We start from the raw sequence: 14,843 nt of genomic DNA on the forward strand, positions 1-14,843 counted from the left end.
TACTTGTCTCACGAAGGATGAACGCCGCCCCGAGGTGGCGTGGATGGAAGAACAGGGTTTCGCGCCATGACGGACGCAACCAGTGATGTCGCCACAGCAGAAGCCGAGGCCCCCAAGGGCTTTCTGGGCCGTCTTCTGGCGCGCAAGAAGCTGGTCATCATCATCGCGGTGCTGCTGTTTCTGCTTGCGGCGGGCGGCGGCCTCTGGATGGCGATGGGCACGCGTGGGGTCACCGCGCTGGTGGGCGTCAAGCCCGCCGCGAAGGCCCAGGCCCACGCCCCGGCCGGCGTCGCCGGTGGCGATGCGCAGGGTGCGGCCCAGCCGACGGAGACGGAGATCCTGCCCTTCAAGGATATCGTGGTGAACATCTCCGGCAGCACGGCGACGGGGGCGACGACGACCCGCTTCCTGAAGATCGACCTCGACATGGTCTATGCCGCCTCGGCGGCCAACAAGGCGCTGATGGAGAAGAAGCAGCCCTATCTGCGCGACGCGATCGTGGGCTACCTGCGGCAGCTTTCCGAGGATGACCTGCGCGGGACGGACGGGCTGCTGCTGCTGAAGGCGGAGCTGTTGAAGCGGGCGCGCGCGGTGGTCGGCAGCGACGCGCCGCAGGAATTCCTCGTCGGCGATCTGGTGATGCAATGACAAAGGCAGGATCTGAAGGAGAGGCGGCAGTGACGGATCGGGTGGTTCCCGTCGAGGAACAGATCATCCAGATGTCGATGCTCAATTACGAGCCGCTGCCGATGCTGGAGGTGATCGCGGAGCGCTTCGTGCTGTCGCTCACCAGCTCACTGAAGACGCAGACGGCCTCGGTCGTCGACGTGAAGCTCTCCCGCTTCGATTACATGTCCTATGCCGCGGCGATGGCGGAGCTGCCCGGGCAGGGGCTGATCGCGGTCTGCAATGCCGAACCGTGGGACAATTCGCTGCTGATGGCGATGGATTCGCGGTTCCTCTTCGCCGCGCTGGAGCTGATGCTGGGCGGGCAGCTGAACAAATCCACCGGCAAGGCCGCGACCAAGCCCGGCGGGCATACCTTCACCACGATCGAGCGGCGGATGGGCCAGAAGCTTGCGGAGCTGACGCTGGCCGAGCTGCGCGAGGGGATGCAGCAGGTCTCGGACGTGAACTTCGTCGTGGAACGCATGGAAAGCAATCCACATTTCGCGACCATCGCCCAGCCGAACAGCGCCGCCGTCCTGATGTCGCTGGATGTCGATTTCGAAGGCACCAAGGGCAGCGTGGCGATCATCATTCCCTATGGCACTCTGGACCCGATCCGGCCGCTGCTGACCAAGGTGTTCTACGGCGAACGGTACGGCGACGACGCCTGGCGCAAGCATCTATCGGAGCGGATCGAGACCTCCACCGTCACGCTGACGGCGCTGCTGCACGAGCGCAGTTACCCGATGGCAGAGGTGCTCTGCTGGGCGGTGGGTGACACGATCGACCTGCGCCTGGAGGAAGACCATCCGGCCACGGTGCTCTGTTCCGGGGTGCCGATGTTCAAGGGTGTCCTGGGCAAGAAACAGAACGGGTCGTCCGCACTGCGGGTGACCGAAGATCTCAACGGAAGGGATGAACTGAGCCATGTTGTCGACCCTGATTAACCTCCTGTTCCTCGTGCTTCTGGCGGTCGTGATGGGCTATGGCGTCCTGCTCAGCCGACGGGTGAACCGGCTGATGGCGGCGCTGGCCGAACTGGGGCCGGCGGTGAAGGCCTTCTCTGACGCGGTGGAGAAATCCGAGCAGTCGGTGACCGCGATGAAGGCGGCGGCGGTGGAAGCCGGGCAGGGCGTGGCCCGCGAGGCCGAGGCGCTGCGCGAGAGCGCGGCGGCGGCGGCCTTCACCTCGATCCGCCGGCAGCCGATTGCCGGTATGACGCGGCTGACCGGCAAGTCGGAGCTGGTGAAGAGCTTCTTCGAGCGCGGCCGGGCGGTGGAGACCGCGCGGCAATGGTGAGGCTGCCGACAGTCCGGACGCTGTTCTGGCTTCTGGCGCTGGCCGGTGCGGCCAAGGCGGCGACCGGGTTCGCCGCGCCCGATGCGGCGGCGCCCCGCGCGCGGCTGATCCTGGCCTCGGCGACCGTCCCGGCGGGCGGGGCGGCGGGGGGCGCGGCCAAGCCCGCGGCCAGCCCGGCGGCGGCCGCGCCCGGCGGCTGCGACACCCCTGAAAGCCTGCTGCAATCGGTGCGGCAGGAACGGGCGCTTCTGGCCAAGGAGAAGTCCGCTCTCGACGCCCGCTCGGCCAAGCTGGACCTCGCCAAGCAGGGCATCGACGCCGAGACACAGCGACTGGGCGAGCTGAAGACGACGGTGCAGGGGCTGCTCGACAAAGCCAAGCAGGCGCATAGCGCCGATGTCGACCGGCTGGTGAAGCTCTATCAGGCGATGAAACCCGCCGCTGCGGCGGGGATGCTGGATTCGGTCGATCTGCAGGTGGCGGTGATGGTGCTGGCAACGATGAAGGCCCGCAATGCGGCGCAGATCATGGCGCAGATGGCGCCGGACCGGGTGCAGGCGATCTCCAAGATCATCCTCGACCGCAACAAGCTGCCGGGCGACCAGAACCAGGTGGTGGTGCAGGTAAACTGAAGCGGGGCGAGGCGGCGCTAGAGCCAGTCGCTCCGGCCGGTGCCGACAGCCTCCTCCACGGTGTCGAACCCTTCCAGGGCGAGGAGCGCGTCGAGGTCGCGGGCGATGCGCGGGACGAGGCCGAGCCCCTCATAGGCCATCGCGGTGTAGAGCTGTACGGCAGAGGCCCCGGCACGGATCTTGGCATAGGCCTGATCGGCGGAGGCGATGCCGCCGACCCCGATCAGCGGCAGCTTGCCTGCCGTCAGCTGGGAAAGCCGGGCGAGAATCCGCGTGGACTTTTCGAACAATGGCGCCCCGGATAACCCACCCTTCTCACCAAAATTTGCACTTTTCAAACCTTCACGCGCCAAGGTGGTGTTTGTCGCGATGATCGCGTCGATGCCCGAGGCCAGCGCGACCTCGGCCACGTCCTCCAGCCCCTGCGGGTCCAGGTCGGGGGCGATCTTCAGGAAGATCGGGATGGCGCGGGGCAGGGCGGCGCGGGCCTCGACCACGCCGGCGAGGAGTGCGGCGAGCGCTGCCTTGCCCTGCAGGTCGCGCAGCCGCTCGGTGTTGGGCGAGGAGACATTGACGGTGGCGAAATCGATATGAGGGCCGCAGGTCGCCAGCACCTCGGCGAAGTCGCGGGCGCGGTTCTCACTGTCCTTGTTGGCGCCGAGGTTGAGACCGATCGGAAGTCCCGCGGGTTTCCGGGCAAGCCGGGAGGCGATGACGGCGGCGCCGTCGTTGTTGAAGCCGAAGCGGTTGATGGCGGCACGGTCCTCGGTCAGCCGGAAGAGCCGGGGGCGCGGATTGCCGGGCTGCGGCCGGGGCGTGGCGGCGCCGACCTCCAGAAAGCCGAAGCCCGCCCGGGCGAGGGGGGCGAGGGCGACGGCGTTCTTGTCATAGCCCGCGGCGAGGCCGATCGGGTTGGCCAGGTGCAGCCCCGCGACCGTCGTCGCCAGCCGGGGCGAGACGTAGGGCTTCGGCAGCGGGGCGAGGCCCGAGCGCAGGGCCATAAGCGAAAGCGTATGGGCCCGCTCCGGGTCGACCCGGTGCAGAAGCGCGAGGCCCGCGCATTCGATCAGGCTCACGGCATGCCCGCCGGGAAGATATGGCCGGTCGCGCCCAGCGGCAGCGATTTGTCCCAGACCACCTCGGTGATCCGCAGCGTCCGGTAGAGATGGGGGAAGAGCGCGCCGCCGCGCGAGGGTTCCCATTTCAGCATCGGGCCAAGGCCGTCGGCCTCCACCGCGACGAGGACGAGGTCGCTTTCGGTGGCGAAATGCTTCGCCGCCGTCTCGGCCACCTGGCCAAGGGTGGAGAAGTGGATGAAGCCGTCGGCCAGGTCGATCGGGGCGCCCGCAGTCTCGCCCGCGTCGCGGAAATCGTCCCATTCCGGGCGGCGAAAGATCTTGTAGATCAGCATGCCGGCCCCTCCGCTGGCTGCCACTTCACCCCGCTGTGCGACGGCGGCGCTGCGCGGCGCCACAGGCCGGGGATGCCCGCGACCCGACGGCCCGGCAGCTCTTTTCTGATGCTCACGATCATGGCGGCCCTTCTCTTCGCGGCCCGGCCGGCCGAATGTGCCCGGTTTGGATGCCCGATCCGGGGGGCCGGGTCAATATTGGCCCGCCGGGCGGAGCGGCCGCGCCCAGGCGGAAGGTGCTGAAAGAATGGGCGGCCGCCGCGTGCGGCGCCCCCTGGTGCCGCCGTCATCGCCCTGTCACCCTGCGCTGTCAGGAGGGGGTGGGGCCGGTGCCCGGATCGGCTTTGACTTGGGGTGCCGCTCTCGGCAAGCTCACCGGATGTTCAACGAGGGGAGACTCGGAATGCAACGCAGTAGAAGCAGAATCGCCGTGGCGCTGGTCGCGGCCACGGCGCTTTCCGGCCTCGCAGCACCGCCCGTGCTTGCCGCAGACAGCCATGTGAAGCTGACCATTCTCGGCGTCGGCGACCTCTACAATTTTGATGCCGGCAAGGTGCGGGGCGGTTTTGCCCGGCTGAATGCGCTGGCCAAGGCGGAGAAAGCGAAGAACCCGAATTTCCTTTATGTTTTTGACGGGGACATGCTGTCGCCCTCGCTGCTTTCGGGCCTCGACAAGGGCGAGAATACGATCACGCTGACCAATATCGTGCCCTTCGACATCGCCGTGCCCGGCAACCACGAGTTCGACTTCGGTCCGGCCAATTTCTTCGCCAAGGTGAAGGACTCGAAATACCCCTGGGCCACGGTCACGATCACCGAACCTGACGGGTCGCAGCCTCCCGGCCTTTCCCGGGTGATGTGGAAGACGATCGCCGGGCTGAAGATCGCGCTGATTCCGATCTCGGAGGATGACACGCCTACCGTGTCGAGCCCGGGCGACCTGAAGTTCCTGCCCTCGGTCCCCACCGGCATCGCCGCGGCGAAGGCGGCGCGCAAGGAGGGGGCGGACCTGGTGATCGCGGTGGCGCAGACGCCGCACACCCAGGATTTCGAGCTGATGGCCTCGCACGCCTTCGACGTGATCATGTCGGGCGATGACCATGATTACATGACCGCCTATGACGGCATCACCGCCTATGTCGAGACCTCGATCGACGCGCAATACATGGATCCGCTCGACCTCAACATCACGGTGAGCGAGAAGAACGGCAAGAAGGTGGTGAAGTGGACGCCGGACTTCCGCTTCGTCGATACCGCCACGGTGAAGCCCGATCCCGAGACGCAGAAGGTGATCGACGGGCTGAAGAAGAAGCTCGACAAGAACCTCGGCGTGGTGATCGGGGTGACGGATGTGAAGCTGGACTCGCGGCGCAACGTGGTGCGGAGCGAAGAGAGCTCGATGGGCGATCTGGTCGCGGATTCGATGAAGGTGGCCACCGGCGCCGACATCGCCATCACCAACGGCGGCGGGATCCGGGGCGACAAGGTCTACGAGCCGGGCACGAAGCTTACCCGCAAGGATGTGCTGACCGAGCTGCCCTTCGGCAACAAGACGGTGGTGACCGAGATCCCGGGCAGCCAGGTGCTCGCCGCGCTGGAGAACGGCTTCAGCCAGGTCGAGAACGGTGCGGGGCGGTTCCCGCAGATCTCCGGCATGAACGTGGTCTGGGACCCGAGCGCGCCGCCGGGCTCGCGCGTGGCCTCGGTCAAGGTGGGCGGGCAGCCCCTCGACAAGGCCAAGCTCTACAAGGTCGCGACCAACGATTACATGCTGGACGGCGGGGACGGCTATACCGCGCTGGGCGGCGGCAAGGTGGTGGTGAACGCGACCGCCGGCGGGCTGATGGCCAATGACGTGATGACCTTCATCGAGAAGGTCGGCCATGTCACCGAGCAGGTCGACGGGCGGATCAAGAAGGTCGGTGGCTGAGGACGTCGCTCAGGTGCGACAGGGCGGGGCTGTGCTGCCCGCCCGATCCTCTGGCCGCGAAGGAGGGCAGTGCCCGCCCCTCCGGGCGGTCGGGCGCTGCCCGGTGGTGCTGCGCACCACGCATTGGGCGGGGGGCTCATGAAAAGAGCCATGTCGGTTGCCCGGCATGGCTCGTGATCGTGGATGCCTGGTCGCGGCTCCGTCCATCCCGCGTCAGGAGACGGCCGGGGTCGCTGTCTCCGGCGCGGGGGCCGTGCTCTCCGCGCGGCGGCGGCGGATCGCGTCGGCGGTGAAGTCGCGCGACAGGCCGTGATAGAGCGGCGCCGGCGAGATCATCCGGGAGACCCCGAAACCGATCATCGCGGAGGCCATGATGGGCACCAGGTTGGCGTTGTTGTCGGTCATCTCGACGATGATCACGAAGGCGGTCATCGGCGCCTGCACGACGCCCGCGAAATAGCCCGCCATGCCAAGCACCGCCGCCAGCCCGACGCTGGAGCCGAGGATCGTGCCGATGGTGGAGCCGAGCCCCGCGCCTACGGCAAGCGACGGGGCAAAGAGGCCGCCCGGGATGCCGGAGAGGGTGGAGGCGATGGTGGCGATGAACTTGGTGATGAAGAAGGTCGACGGCAGCGCCGTGCCCTCGATCGCGCCGCGGGCCTGGGAATAGCCGGTGCCGAAGGTCGCGCCCCCGGTGGCGACGCCGATCCCGGCGACGAGGAGGCCGGCGGTCAGCGCCACGGCGGCGACCTTCCAGAGCGGCGCGACGCTGCGCCAGCGCCGCAGCGACTTGGTGATGAACAGCACCCCGCCGGAGAACAGAGCGCCGAGCGCGCCGCCGACCACGCCACAGGTGACGATCAGCGGCCAGTCGCCCGGGAAGGTGGTGAACTGCGCGGCGATCCCGTGATAGGTGCCGAAATAGGTGTAGTTGCCGACCAGAGCGAGCGCCGAGATACCGGAGATGATCACGGTATAAAGGACGATGCCGTTGGTGCGGGCCTGGTAGGAGCGGCTCATCTCCTCGATCGCGAAGACGACCCCGGCGAGCGGCGTGTTGAACGCAGCGGCGATCCCGGCGGCGGAGCCAGCGAGGATCAGCCCGCGGGCATGAACCAGCCGGCCGATCTTGGCGACCTTCAGCATCATCGCCGCGCCGATCTGAACGGTCGGGCCTTCGCGGCCGATCGAGGCGCCGGCGCAGAGTGCGAGGATGGTCATCACGACCTTGCCGATCACCACCTTCATCGTCAGGTAGCCGCCGCGCTCCTCGTCCTCATGCAGGTGCCGGGCCGCGATCACCTGCGGGATGCCGGACCCCTGGGCGCCCTCGAACTGCAGCTTGGTGGCAATGGCGCAGGCCAGGAAGACCACGGGGGTCAGCACGATCGGGATGTAGGAATGCCAGCCACCACCGCCGGTGATGCCCTCGAAAACCTTCTGGGCCATGTCGGCGACGCTGGCGAAGATCGAGGAGATCACGCCGATGGCAAGTGCGCCGACCCAGAACACCAGCCGCGCGCGCCAGTGTCGCGACGAGCCCACAAGGGCCCGCGACCGCCGCAAAACCCTCAAACGCCCGTACCGCTGCCCGGCCATTGCGACCCTCCGTCATTGCCTGCGAAGCCGATGCACCTTTGGCCGCTTGGCTGCAACCCCCTTTGCCGGGGCGTGCCGGGAATGGGTGCGAAAACCGGGGGTATGAGGGGGTAAACCGACCCCAGGGGCCGGGGCTGCGGCATTTTGGCCCAGCCCTTGCCTTCTTGGTTCTGCGCTGCGGCGAAGACGCTTCCAGGGGGCGCGAATCTCTGCGCGGTAACGTCAAGTCACTTTTCGGATGGCGGGCGGGATCAGGCCCCGCCGATCCGACCGCCGAGCTCCTCCTCGACATGCTGACGGATGATCGCGTCAAAGCTGGCGTCCGGCCGGAAGCCCAGGTCGCGGGCGCGGGCGGTGTCGAAGTCGCGCGGCCAGCCCGCAACGATGCGGGCCACGGCCTCGTCCGGCGCCTCGCGGATCAGCTTCACCGCCGCGGGCCCGGCGACCCGCTCCAGTGCCGCGATCTCCTCGGCCACGGTGGCGGAGAGGCCGGGCGCGCTGAGGCAGCGGCGGGCGCCGAGCTCTGCGGTGTCGAGCGTGGCGGCATGGGTCAGGTAGCCCACCGCCGCGCGGGGGGAGCAGAACCAGTGCCGCGTCTCGCGCGGGACCGGGAGCGTCGCCTCCATCCCCACCAGCGGCTCGCGCAGGATGGAGGAGAAAAAGCCCGAGGCGGCCTTGTTCGGCTTGCCGGGCCGGATCACCACCGTCGGCAGGCGGATGCCGATCCCATCGAGGAACCCTCGGCGGGAATAGTCGTTCAGCAGGAGCTCGCCGATCGCCTTCTGGGTGCCGTAGCTGGTCAGCGGGGCCAGCAGGAAGCGGTCGCCGATCTTGTCGGGGAAGGGCGCGCCGAAGACGGCGATGGAGGAGGTGAAGACGACACGCGGGCAATAGGGCTCCTTCGCGCCTTCGGCCCGGATCGCTTCGAAGAGGTAGCGCGTGCCGTCGAGGTTGATGGCATAGCCCTTGTCGAAATCCGCCTCGGCCTCGCCGGAGACGACGGCGGCGAGGTGGAAGATCACGTCGGGGCGGCGGGCGACGAGGGACGGGGCGGTGGCCGGGTCGGAAAGGTCGCAGGCCAGCACCTTCACCGGCAAGTCGGTTTCCGGCTGCGGCGGCTCGACGATATCGGCGAGCGTCAGCCGGTCGATGCCATGGCCGCGGATGCCGCCATGGGAGAGCAGTTCGGCGGTGAGTTTTCGGCCGACCATGCCGGCCGCGCCGATGATGAGGACGTGCATGTCAGGCTCCGTTCGCGCGGGCGATGAAATCGACGAGATGGGGGACGTAGTCTTCCGGTCCGTCGCCGCCGGTGGCCATGGCGCCGGCGAAGCTCATCTTCGCGGCCGAGGCCAAGGGCGCGGCCATCGTGGCGCCATTGGCCATCGCCTCGACGTAGCGCAGGTCCTTCCATGCGTTGGAGATGGTGAAGCGGTGCGCCTCGCGGTTACCCTCCAGCGCATAGCCCATGAAGGTCTGGTAGAAGCCGCAATCCATCCGGCCGCCGCGGATCACGTTGTCGAATTTCTCGACCGGGATGCCGGCCTTCTTCGCCAGCGTCAGCGCTTCGGCATAGAGGGCGGCATAGCCGAGCGAGATGAAGTTGTTCAGAAGCTTCATCTTGTGCCCGTCGCCGACCTCGCCGACCCGGACGATCTTGCCCGCGAAGGCGGCGAGCGCCGGTTCGATCCGGGCAAAAGTGTCCGCTGCCGCGCCGACCATGCAGTCGAGCGTGCCCTCCCAGGCCTCCTTGGGGGTGCGCGAGAGCGGCGCGTCGGCGTAGGAGACGCCCTGCGCTTTCATCTCGGCGGCGAGAGCGAGGGTCACCCCGGGCTCGCCGGTGGAGCAGTCGACGATGGTCGATCCGGCGGCGAGGCCGGGGGCCATGGCACGGACCGTGGCCTCCGCCTCCGGCGCGCCGGTGAGGCAGAGGAAGACGATGTCGGAGGCGCGGGCGAGATCCACGAGGCTTTTGGCCTCCGTGGCGCCGCGGGAGACGAGATCCTCTACCGCCTCGCGCTTGCGGTGGGCGATCACGGTGAGGGGAAAGCCCTTCTCGACCAGGTTCTTCGCCATGCCGTGGCCCATCAGGCCGACGCCGACGAATCCGATGCGTGGTTTTTCTGCGCTCATCCTCTTACCTCCCGCTCTGGCCTTCCCGGCCCCGGCGGCTATCATCGCGACACGGCGCCGGAAGGCAAGGCGCCGGAGGAGGACCATGCTGCGCTTCGCCGCCAATCTCACGATGCTGTTCACCGAGCGCCCGCTGGAAGAGCGGTTTGGCGCCGCGGCCGGGGCGGGGTTCGACGGGGTGGAGGTGCTCTTTCCCTACGAGCTGCCGGCGGAGAGGCTGGCAGCTCTCGTTTCGGAGGCCGGCCTGCCGCTGGCGCTGATCAACGCGCCGCCGGGGGACTGGGCGGCGGGCGAGCGGGGCCTCGCCGCGCTGCCGGGGCGGGAGGCGGAGTTCATGGCCTCGGTCGAGACGGCGCGGGACTATGCAAAGGCGACAGGCGTGCCGCGTGTTCATGTGATGAGCGGGATCGCGCCGCCCGGTGATGCGGCGGCAGAAGCGGCCTGGCGCGGGGCGATGGGCCGGGCTGCGGATACACTTGGCGCGGCCGGGATCGAGCTGCTGGTCGAGCCGCTGAACGGGCGCGACATGCCGGGCTATTTCCTTGACGATTTCGACCGGGCGGCGGAGCTGATCGCGGCGCTCGGGCGGCCCAACGTGCGGCTGCAATTCGACATCTACCACCGGCAGATCCTGCATGGCGATGTGATCGCGGGGCTGAAGCGCTACCGAGACCTCATAGGCCATGTGCAGATTGCCTCCGTCCCGGGGCGGGCGGAGCCGGGGACGGGAGAGCTGGACGATTTCCGCGTTCTGGGGGAGCTTGGCGCGCTGGGATATGCGGGCTGGGTGGGCTGCGAATACCGCCCGGCCCGGCGGACGGAAGAGGGGCTGGGCTGGCTGGCCCGCGCCCGTGAGGTTTGAGGAGGAAAGAATGCATCCGGCGATAGCGAAGGGAAATCTGGCGGTGGTGACGGGGGCGGCCTCCGGCATCGGGCTGGCGGCGGCGAAGCGGCTGGCGGCCGAGGGCATGCGGGTGGTGCTGGTCGACCTGCCCGGCGCGCGGCTCGACGCGGCGGCGGCCGAGGTCGCGGGCGGGATCGCGATGGGGTCCGATGTCGGCTCCCTGGCGGAGCTGCGGGCCCTGGAGGCCGCGGTGACAAGCCGGCACGGGCCTGTCTCCGTTCTGATGAACAACGCGGGGATTCAGCCCGGCTCCTCCATCTTCGATGCGGAGGGGAACTGGGACCGGATCCTGGACGTGAACCTGAAGGGGGTGATCCGCGGCAGCCAGGTCTTCGCGCCGGGGATGATCGCGGCGGGCGGGCCGGGGCTGATCGTGAATACCGGCTCCAAGCAGGGGATCACGACGCCGCCGGGCGATCCGGCCTATAACGTCGCCAAGGCCGGGGTGAAGGCGTTCACGGAGGCGCTGCAGCATGCGCTCAGGAACACAGACGGGTGCCGGGTCGAGGCGCGGCTCTTCATCCCGGGCTTCGTCTTCACGCCGCTGACCGCGAACGGGCGGACCGAGAAACCCGCGGGCGCCTGGACGCCGGAGCAGGTGGTGGCCTTCCTCTTCGACGCGCTGAAGGGCCCGGATTTCTACATCCTCTGCCCGGATAACGAGGTCGACCGGGCGACCGACGAAAAGCGCATCCTCTGGGCGGCGGGCGACATCGTCGAGAACCGGCCGCCGTTGTCGCGCTGGCACGAGGACTGGGGCGAGGCGTTCAAGATCTGGCTGGAGAAGTAGCGCCGAGCGGCGTGACGTTCAGGGTGAGGCCGCCCTTCGGCCAGAGCGTGACGCGCGCCAGCGGCTCGGGCGGCGGGCCGCCGGGCCAGTCGAACCGCGCGCCGCGCAGGAGCGTGGCCAGCATGGCCACGCCCTCGGTGCGCGAGAAGGCGGTGCCGATGCAGATCCGCGGGCCGAAGCCGAACGGCATGAACTGGGTGCGCCGGATCGTGCCGCGCAGATCGGGGGCGAAGCGTTCGGGGCGGAACATCTCCGGCTCGGACCACAGTCTGCGGTGGCGGTGGACCGCCCAGATCGGGATGAAGATGACGGAGCCGGCGTTCAGCCGGACCCCGCCGAGGTCGCAGTCCTCGGCGGCGAGCCGCGTCAGCACCGGCGCCGGAGCGTAGAGGCGCATCGCCTCCTCGAAGACCTGGCGGGTAAGGCTGAGCCGGTCGATATGCCGGCCTTCGATTGGGCCGGTGCCCGCGATGGCAAAGGCCTCCTCGCGCAGGCGGTCCTGCCAGACCGGCTCCTGTGCGAGCAGGTAGAGCGTCCAGATCAGCGCCTTGGCGGTAGTCTCGTGGCCGGCGTTGAGGAAGGTCAGCAGGTTGTTGACCAGCCGCTCGCGCGAGATGCCGCCGTCCCGTCCCGGCTCCTCCGCGGCGAGGAGCTTGCCAAGGAGGTGCCGACCGTCGAGGTCGCCGCCCGCCTGCCAGCGGTCCAGAAGCCGCTCGACGGCGGCGCGCATGGCTTGGCTTGCCCGGCGCATGCGGCCCTGGCCCGGGTGCCAGGACCAGTCCGGCAGGCCAGCCAGTGTGGCGGCGATGACCCAGCTCGTGGCGTTCAGATAGTGGTCGACGGCTGTCTGGATGGCGCGACCCTCGGGCAGGGCCTCGCCGCCGAAGAGGGTGGTGGAGATCGCCTCGTAGGTGGCGCCGGTCAGGGCGTGGTCGATCCGGCGGGGGCCGGCGCCGGTGCCGTGCCAGCGGGCGAGCAGCGCCTCGGCCGCGCTGGCCATGCCGGGGACATAGCCGAGGATGTCTTCGTGCCGGAACAGGCCGGAGACGGCGTGGCGCTGCCAGCGCCAGTCCTCGCCCTGGGAGGTCAGGATGCTCTTGCCCAGCGGATCGGAGAAGACGCGCTGCTCCAGCGGCGGCTTGGGGAATGCGGCGTGGTGGGAGAGGAAGATCGTCTCGGTCAGATCCGGGTCGGTGACCCAGGCGGTTCGGAGCGCGCCGATCCGGTAGGGGACGATCGGCTCCTCATAGACCGAGCGCGGCAGGCAGCGCAGCGGATTGCGGACGAAATGGTAGAGAAAGAGCGGCGCCGGATATGGCCGCGCGGGCGCCGCGATGCCGGGCCAGCTCCGGTCCCGTGACAGGGGCGTGCAGTCCGTCATGCGCAGCCGGTCTCCCCCAAGTGCCCCGCAGCGCCTGCGCTCGGGGTCGTATGATAAATCATGCACAAAACGGAATGTGTTTCAATGGTCCGCTGAGGGAGAGGCGGTCGTCTTGGCCGCGGCCCGCGGTGCCGGGTGCTGGCCCGGCGGCGCGTAACGCGCCCTGGTTTCTGGCCTGGGGTCAGAAAATGGAGACGCCGGGCGGTTTCCCGCCCGGCGCGATCTTTTCCAATCAGCGGCGGCCTAGAACAGCGCCGCACCCTTGGCCAGGGCGATCCAGACGCCGATCAGGAACGGGATCCCGACCGCCAGCCAGAAGATCACGCCCGTCGTGCCGAAGGACCCGCGCGCGGCCGTGGCTGCCGCCGCGCCGCCGGTCTTGTCGTGCTGCAGCGCGCGCTCTCGGCCCAGCTCCTCCTCGTCCATGAAGTGCTTGTCATGGACCGGCTTGACCAGCGCGTTGCAGATCAGCCCGAGGAACAGCAGCCCCGCCATGATGTAGAGCGTCCGGTCGTAGACCAGGTTATGCGCCACGCCATGATCGAGCTGGTACTGCCGGACGCCCGCGATCAGCATCGGGCCGATGATCCCCGCCGCCGACCACGCCGTGATCAGCCGACCGTGGATGGCGCCGACCATCTGGGTGCCGAAGATGTCGGCCAGATAGGCCGGCACGGTCGAGAACCCGCCGCCATACATCGTCAGGATGATGCAGATCGACAGCACGAAGAGGCTGGCGACGCCCATGTGGCCCCAGGTCGGCAGCAGTACGTAGAGCACGATGCCGAGGACGAAGAAGCAGTAATAGGTGGTCTTTCGCCCGATCTTGTCGCTGAGCGAGGCCCAGAACAGCCGCCCCAGCGAGTTGAAGAGGCTGATGAGACCCACCAGGCCCGCCGCTGCCGCGACGATCGCAGCCTTCTGCGCATCCGGGCTCATCCCCGCGCCGCCATTGCCCAGCAGGTGGGCGCCGAAAACGTCCTGGAGCATCGGGCTCGCCATCGAGATCACGCCGATGCCGGCGGTCACGTTCAGGCAGAGCACCAGCCAGATCAGCCAGAACTGCGGCGTGCCGAGTACCTTGTCGAGGTGGACATGCCGACTGGTGATCATGGCGTTGGCCTTGGCCGCGTCGGCCTCGGACCAGCCCTCCGGCCGCCAGCCCGTGGGGGCAACGCGGAAGGAGAAGGCGCCGATGGCCATGACCACGAAGTAGATCAGGCCGAGGATCACCATGCTTTCCCAGACGCCCTGGGTGCCGCCGGCGGCAAAGTCCTTCATCAGCCAGACGGCGAGCGGCGCACCGATCATCGCGCCCCCGCCGTAGCCCATGATGGCAAAGCCCGTCGCCATGCCGCGCCGGTCGGGGAACCATTTGATCAGGGTGGAGACTGGGGTGATGTAGCCCAGCCCCTGGCCCACGCCGCCGATTACCCCGGTGCCGAGGTAGAACAGCCAGAGCTGGTGCCACATGACACCCAAGCCCCCGAGCGCCATGCCGCCGCCCCAGCAGAGCGCCGCGATGAAGCCCGCCTTGCGCGGCCCCGCATGTTCCAGCCAGCCGCCCCAGATCGCGGCGGAGATGCCGAGAATGGCGATGAAGGTCTCGAACACGTGGGTTTCGGCCGGAACCGACCAGTTGCACTGGGTCGTGGTCAGCATGCCGATGAAGCCCATGCCGGTGCAGCTTGCCGCCGGATGTTCGATCAGCTTCGACATCGGCAGCCAGAAAACGGAGAATCCGTAAGCCATACCGATGCACAGGTGAATGCAGAGCGCGGCAGGTACCACGAGCCAGCGGTTATAGCCGGGGCCCGCGATGATACTTTCGCGCGACATGAACGAGGACGGCGCACCGTCCGTTGCCATGGTAGCCATGGTCTGTCCCCTCCCGTTCAGATTGCACCCCGCGACGGGCGATGCCCGCGCCTCCCAGGGGTGTCGCGGCGGACTGCCGCGGCGGAATTTTTAACCGACCTCACGAATTGGTCAAATATTATCTCCAATCCATGAAGTGTAACGGAAAGTTGTGGGGATTTTGCCCTGGCGGGTGCGGAAATGCCTTCGGCCGCGCAGCCCTGGCGGGCGCGCGGCG

Annotated in this window: 14 protein-coding genes; 7 read left to right on the top strand and 7 right to left on the bottom strand. The window is 68.5% G+C overall.

Annotated elements, in window-relative coordinates:
* The first annotated feature begins 66 nt into the window (after positions 1 to 66).
* Genes EIP85_RS03555 through EIP85_RS03570 form a run of 4 tightly spaced genes read left to right on the top strand, consistent with a single transcriptional unit; the run spans position 67 to position 2,600 of the window.
* Entirely contained in the window at positions 67 to 648 is a 582-nt protein-coding gene (locus EIP85_RS03555) for a flagellar basal body-associated FliL family protein (protein WP_127900769.1), read from the top strand.
* A 29-nt stretch (positions 649 to 677) separates the two neighbouring features.
* Entirely contained in the window at positions 678 to 1,616 is a 939-nt protein-coding gene (locus EIP85_RS03560) for a FliM/FliN family flagellar motor switch protein (protein ID WP_164871633.1), read from the top strand.
* On the top strand, positions 1,597 to 1,968 hold the full coding sequence (locus tag EIP85_RS03565) for a flagellar motor switch protein (protein ID WP_127900771.1): 372 nt from the start codon (positions 1,597 to 1,599) through the stop codon (positions 1,966 to 1,968). The genes EIP85_RS03560 and EIP85_RS03565 overlap by 20 nt, the downstream gene beginning before the upstream one ends.
* On the top strand, positions 1,962 to 2,600 hold the full coding sequence (locus tag EIP85_RS03570) for a MotE family protein (RefSeq protein WP_127900772.1): 639 nt from the start codon (positions 1,962 to 1,964) through the stop codon (positions 2,598 to 2,600). The genes EIP85_RS03565 and EIP85_RS03570 overlap by 7 nt, the downstream gene beginning before the upstream one ends.
* Positions 2,601 to 2,617: 17 nt before the next feature.
* Here the strand turns inward: EIP85_RS03570 and EIP85_RS03575 are convergent, their stop codons facing one another.
* Both EIP85_RS03575 and EIP85_RS03580 read right to left on the bottom strand, forming a co-directional pair.
* A complete protein-coding gene (locus EIP85_RS03575; RefSeq protein WP_127900773.1) occupies positions 2,618 to 3,676 on the bottom strand; it encodes a quinone-dependent dihydroorotate dehydrogenase in 1,059 nt (352 codons plus the stop codon).
* A complete protein-coding gene (locus EIP85_RS03580; protein ID WP_127900774.1) occupies positions 3,673 to 4,011 on the bottom strand; it encodes a DUF952 domain-containing protein in 339 nt (112 codons plus the stop codon). Before EIP85_RS03580 ends, EIP85_RS03575 begins: the two co-directional genes overlap by 4 nt.
* Before the next feature lie 403 nt (positions 4,012 to 4,414).
* Between EIP85_RS03580 and EIP85_RS03585 the strand changes: the two genes are divergently transcribed.
* Entirely contained in the window at positions 4,415 to 5,941 is a 1,527-nt protein-coding gene (locus EIP85_RS03585) for a bifunctional metallophosphatase/5'-nucleotidase (protein ID WP_164871634.1), read from the top strand.
* A 213-nt stretch (positions 5,942 to 6,154) separates the two neighbouring features.
* Here EIP85_RS03585 and EIP85_RS03590 read toward each other — a convergent pair whose 3' ends face one another.
* The 3 genes from EIP85_RS03590 to EIP85_RS03600 all read right to left on the bottom strand — a co-directional run bounded on the left by EIP85_RS03590 (position 6,155) and on the right by EIP85_RS03600 (position 9,760).
* A complete protein-coding gene (locus EIP85_RS03590; RefSeq protein WP_127900776.1) occupies positions 6,155 to 7,540 on the bottom strand; it encodes a chloride channel protein in 1,386 nt (461 codons plus the stop codon).
* Positions 7,541 to 7,791: 251 nt separating this feature from the next.
* A complete protein-coding gene (gene denD / locus EIP85_RS03595) occupies positions 7,792 to 8,781 on the bottom strand; it encodes a D-erythronate dehydrogenase (protein WP_127900777.1) in 990 nt (329 codons plus the stop codon).
* Position 8,782: 1 nt separating this feature from the next.
* A complete protein-coding gene (locus tag EIP85_RS03600) occupies positions 8,783 to 9,760 on the bottom strand; it encodes an NAD(P)-dependent oxidoreductase (RefSeq protein WP_338325336.1) in 978 nt (325 codons plus the stop codon).
* Here EIP85_RS03600 and EIP85_RS03605 point away from each other — a divergent pair.
* Positions 9,759 to 10,535 (top strand): hydroxypyruvate isomerase family protein, encoded by a 777-nt coding sequence (locus EIP85_RS03605; RefSeq protein WP_127900778.1) that lies wholly within the window; start codon positions 9,759 to 9,761, stop codon positions 10,533 to 10,535. The genes EIP85_RS03600 and EIP85_RS03605 overlap by 2 nt on opposite strands.
* Positions 10,536 to 10,545: 10 nt before the next feature.
* Positions 10,546 to 11,367, top strand: a complete 822-nt coding sequence (locus tag EIP85_RS03610) for an SDR family NAD(P)-dependent oxidoreductase (RefSeq protein WP_127900779.1) — start codon at positions 10,546 to 10,548, stop codon at positions 11,365 to 11,367.
* On the opposite strand, the gene EIP85_RS03615 is transcribed toward EIP85_RS03610, so the two are convergent.
* Both EIP85_RS03615 and EIP85_RS03620 read right to left on the bottom strand, forming a co-directional pair.
* On the bottom strand, positions 11,345 to 12,748 hold the full coding sequence (locus tag EIP85_RS03615; RefSeq protein ID WP_127900780.1) for a cytochrome P450: 1,404 nt from the start codon (positions 12,746 to 12,748) through the stop codon (positions 11,345 to 11,347). The genes EIP85_RS03610 and EIP85_RS03615 overlap by 23 nt on opposite strands.
* A 243-nt stretch (positions 12,749 to 12,991) precedes the next feature.
* Positions 12,992 to 14,626: an OFA family MFS transporter gene (locus EIP85_RS03620; protein WP_127900781.1), complete on the bottom strand. Its 1,635-nt coding sequence runs from the start codon at positions 14,624 to 14,626 to the stop codon at positions 12,992 to 12,994.
* Positions 14,627 to 14,843: the final 217 nt, after the last annotated feature.

This window comes from Solirhodobacter olei (assembly GCF_004010155.1).
Taxonomy (GTDB): domain Bacteria; phylum Pseudomonadota; class Alphaproteobacteria; order Rhodobacterales; family Rhodobacteraceae; genus Solirhodobacter; species Solirhodobacter olei.

Bases quoted from the DNA above. Each gene is read 5' to 3' on its own strand.
- EIP85_RS03585 (WP_164871634.1), top strand. From the start codon at position 4,415: ATGCAACGCAGTAGAAGCAGAATCGCCGTGGCGCTGGTCGCGGCCACG.
- EIP85_RS03620 (WP_127900781.1), bottom strand. From the start codon at position 14,626: ATGGCTACCATGGCAACGGACGGTGCGCCGTCCTCGTTCATGTCGCGC.
- EIP85_RS03555 (WP_127900769.1), top strand. From the start codon at position 67: ATGACGGACGCAACCAGTGATGTCGCCACAGCAGAAGCCGAGGCCCCC.
- EIP85_RS03590 (WP_127900776.1), bottom strand. From the start codon at position 7,540: ATGGCCGGGCAGCGGTACGGGCGTTTGAGGGTTTTGCGGCGGTCGCGG.
- EIP85_RS03605 (WP_127900778.1), top strand. From the start codon at position 9,759: ATGCTGCGCTTCGCCGCCAATCTCACGATGCTGTTCACCGAGCGCCCG.
- EIP85_RS03580 (WP_127900774.1), bottom strand. From the start codon at position 4,011: ATGCTGATCTACAAGATCTTTCGCCGCCCGGAATGGGACGATTTCCGC.
- EIP85_RS03570 (WP_127900772.1), top strand. From the start codon at position 1,962: ATGGTGAGGCTGCCGACAGTCCGGACGCTGTTCTGGCTTCTGGCGCTG.
- EIP85_RS03610 (WP_127900779.1), top strand. From the start codon at position 10,546: ATGCATCCGGCGATAGCGAAGGGAAATCTGGCGGTGGTGACGGGGGCG.
- EIP85_RS03615 (WP_127900780.1), bottom strand. From the start codon at position 12,748: ATGACGGACTGCACGCCCCTGTCACGGGACCGGAGCTGGCCCGGCATC.
- EIP85_RS03600 (WP_338325336.1), bottom strand. From the start codon at position 9,760: ATGGTCCTCCTCCGGCGCCTTGCCTTCCGGCGCCGTGTCGCGATGATA.
- EIP85_RS03565 (WP_127900771.1), top strand. From the start codon at position 1,597: ATGTTGTCGACCCTGATTAACCTCCTGTTCCTCGTGCTTCTGGCGGTC.
- denD (WP_127900777.1), bottom strand. From the start codon at position 8,781: ATGCACGTCCTCATCATCGGCGCGGCCGGCATGGTCGGCCGAAAACTC.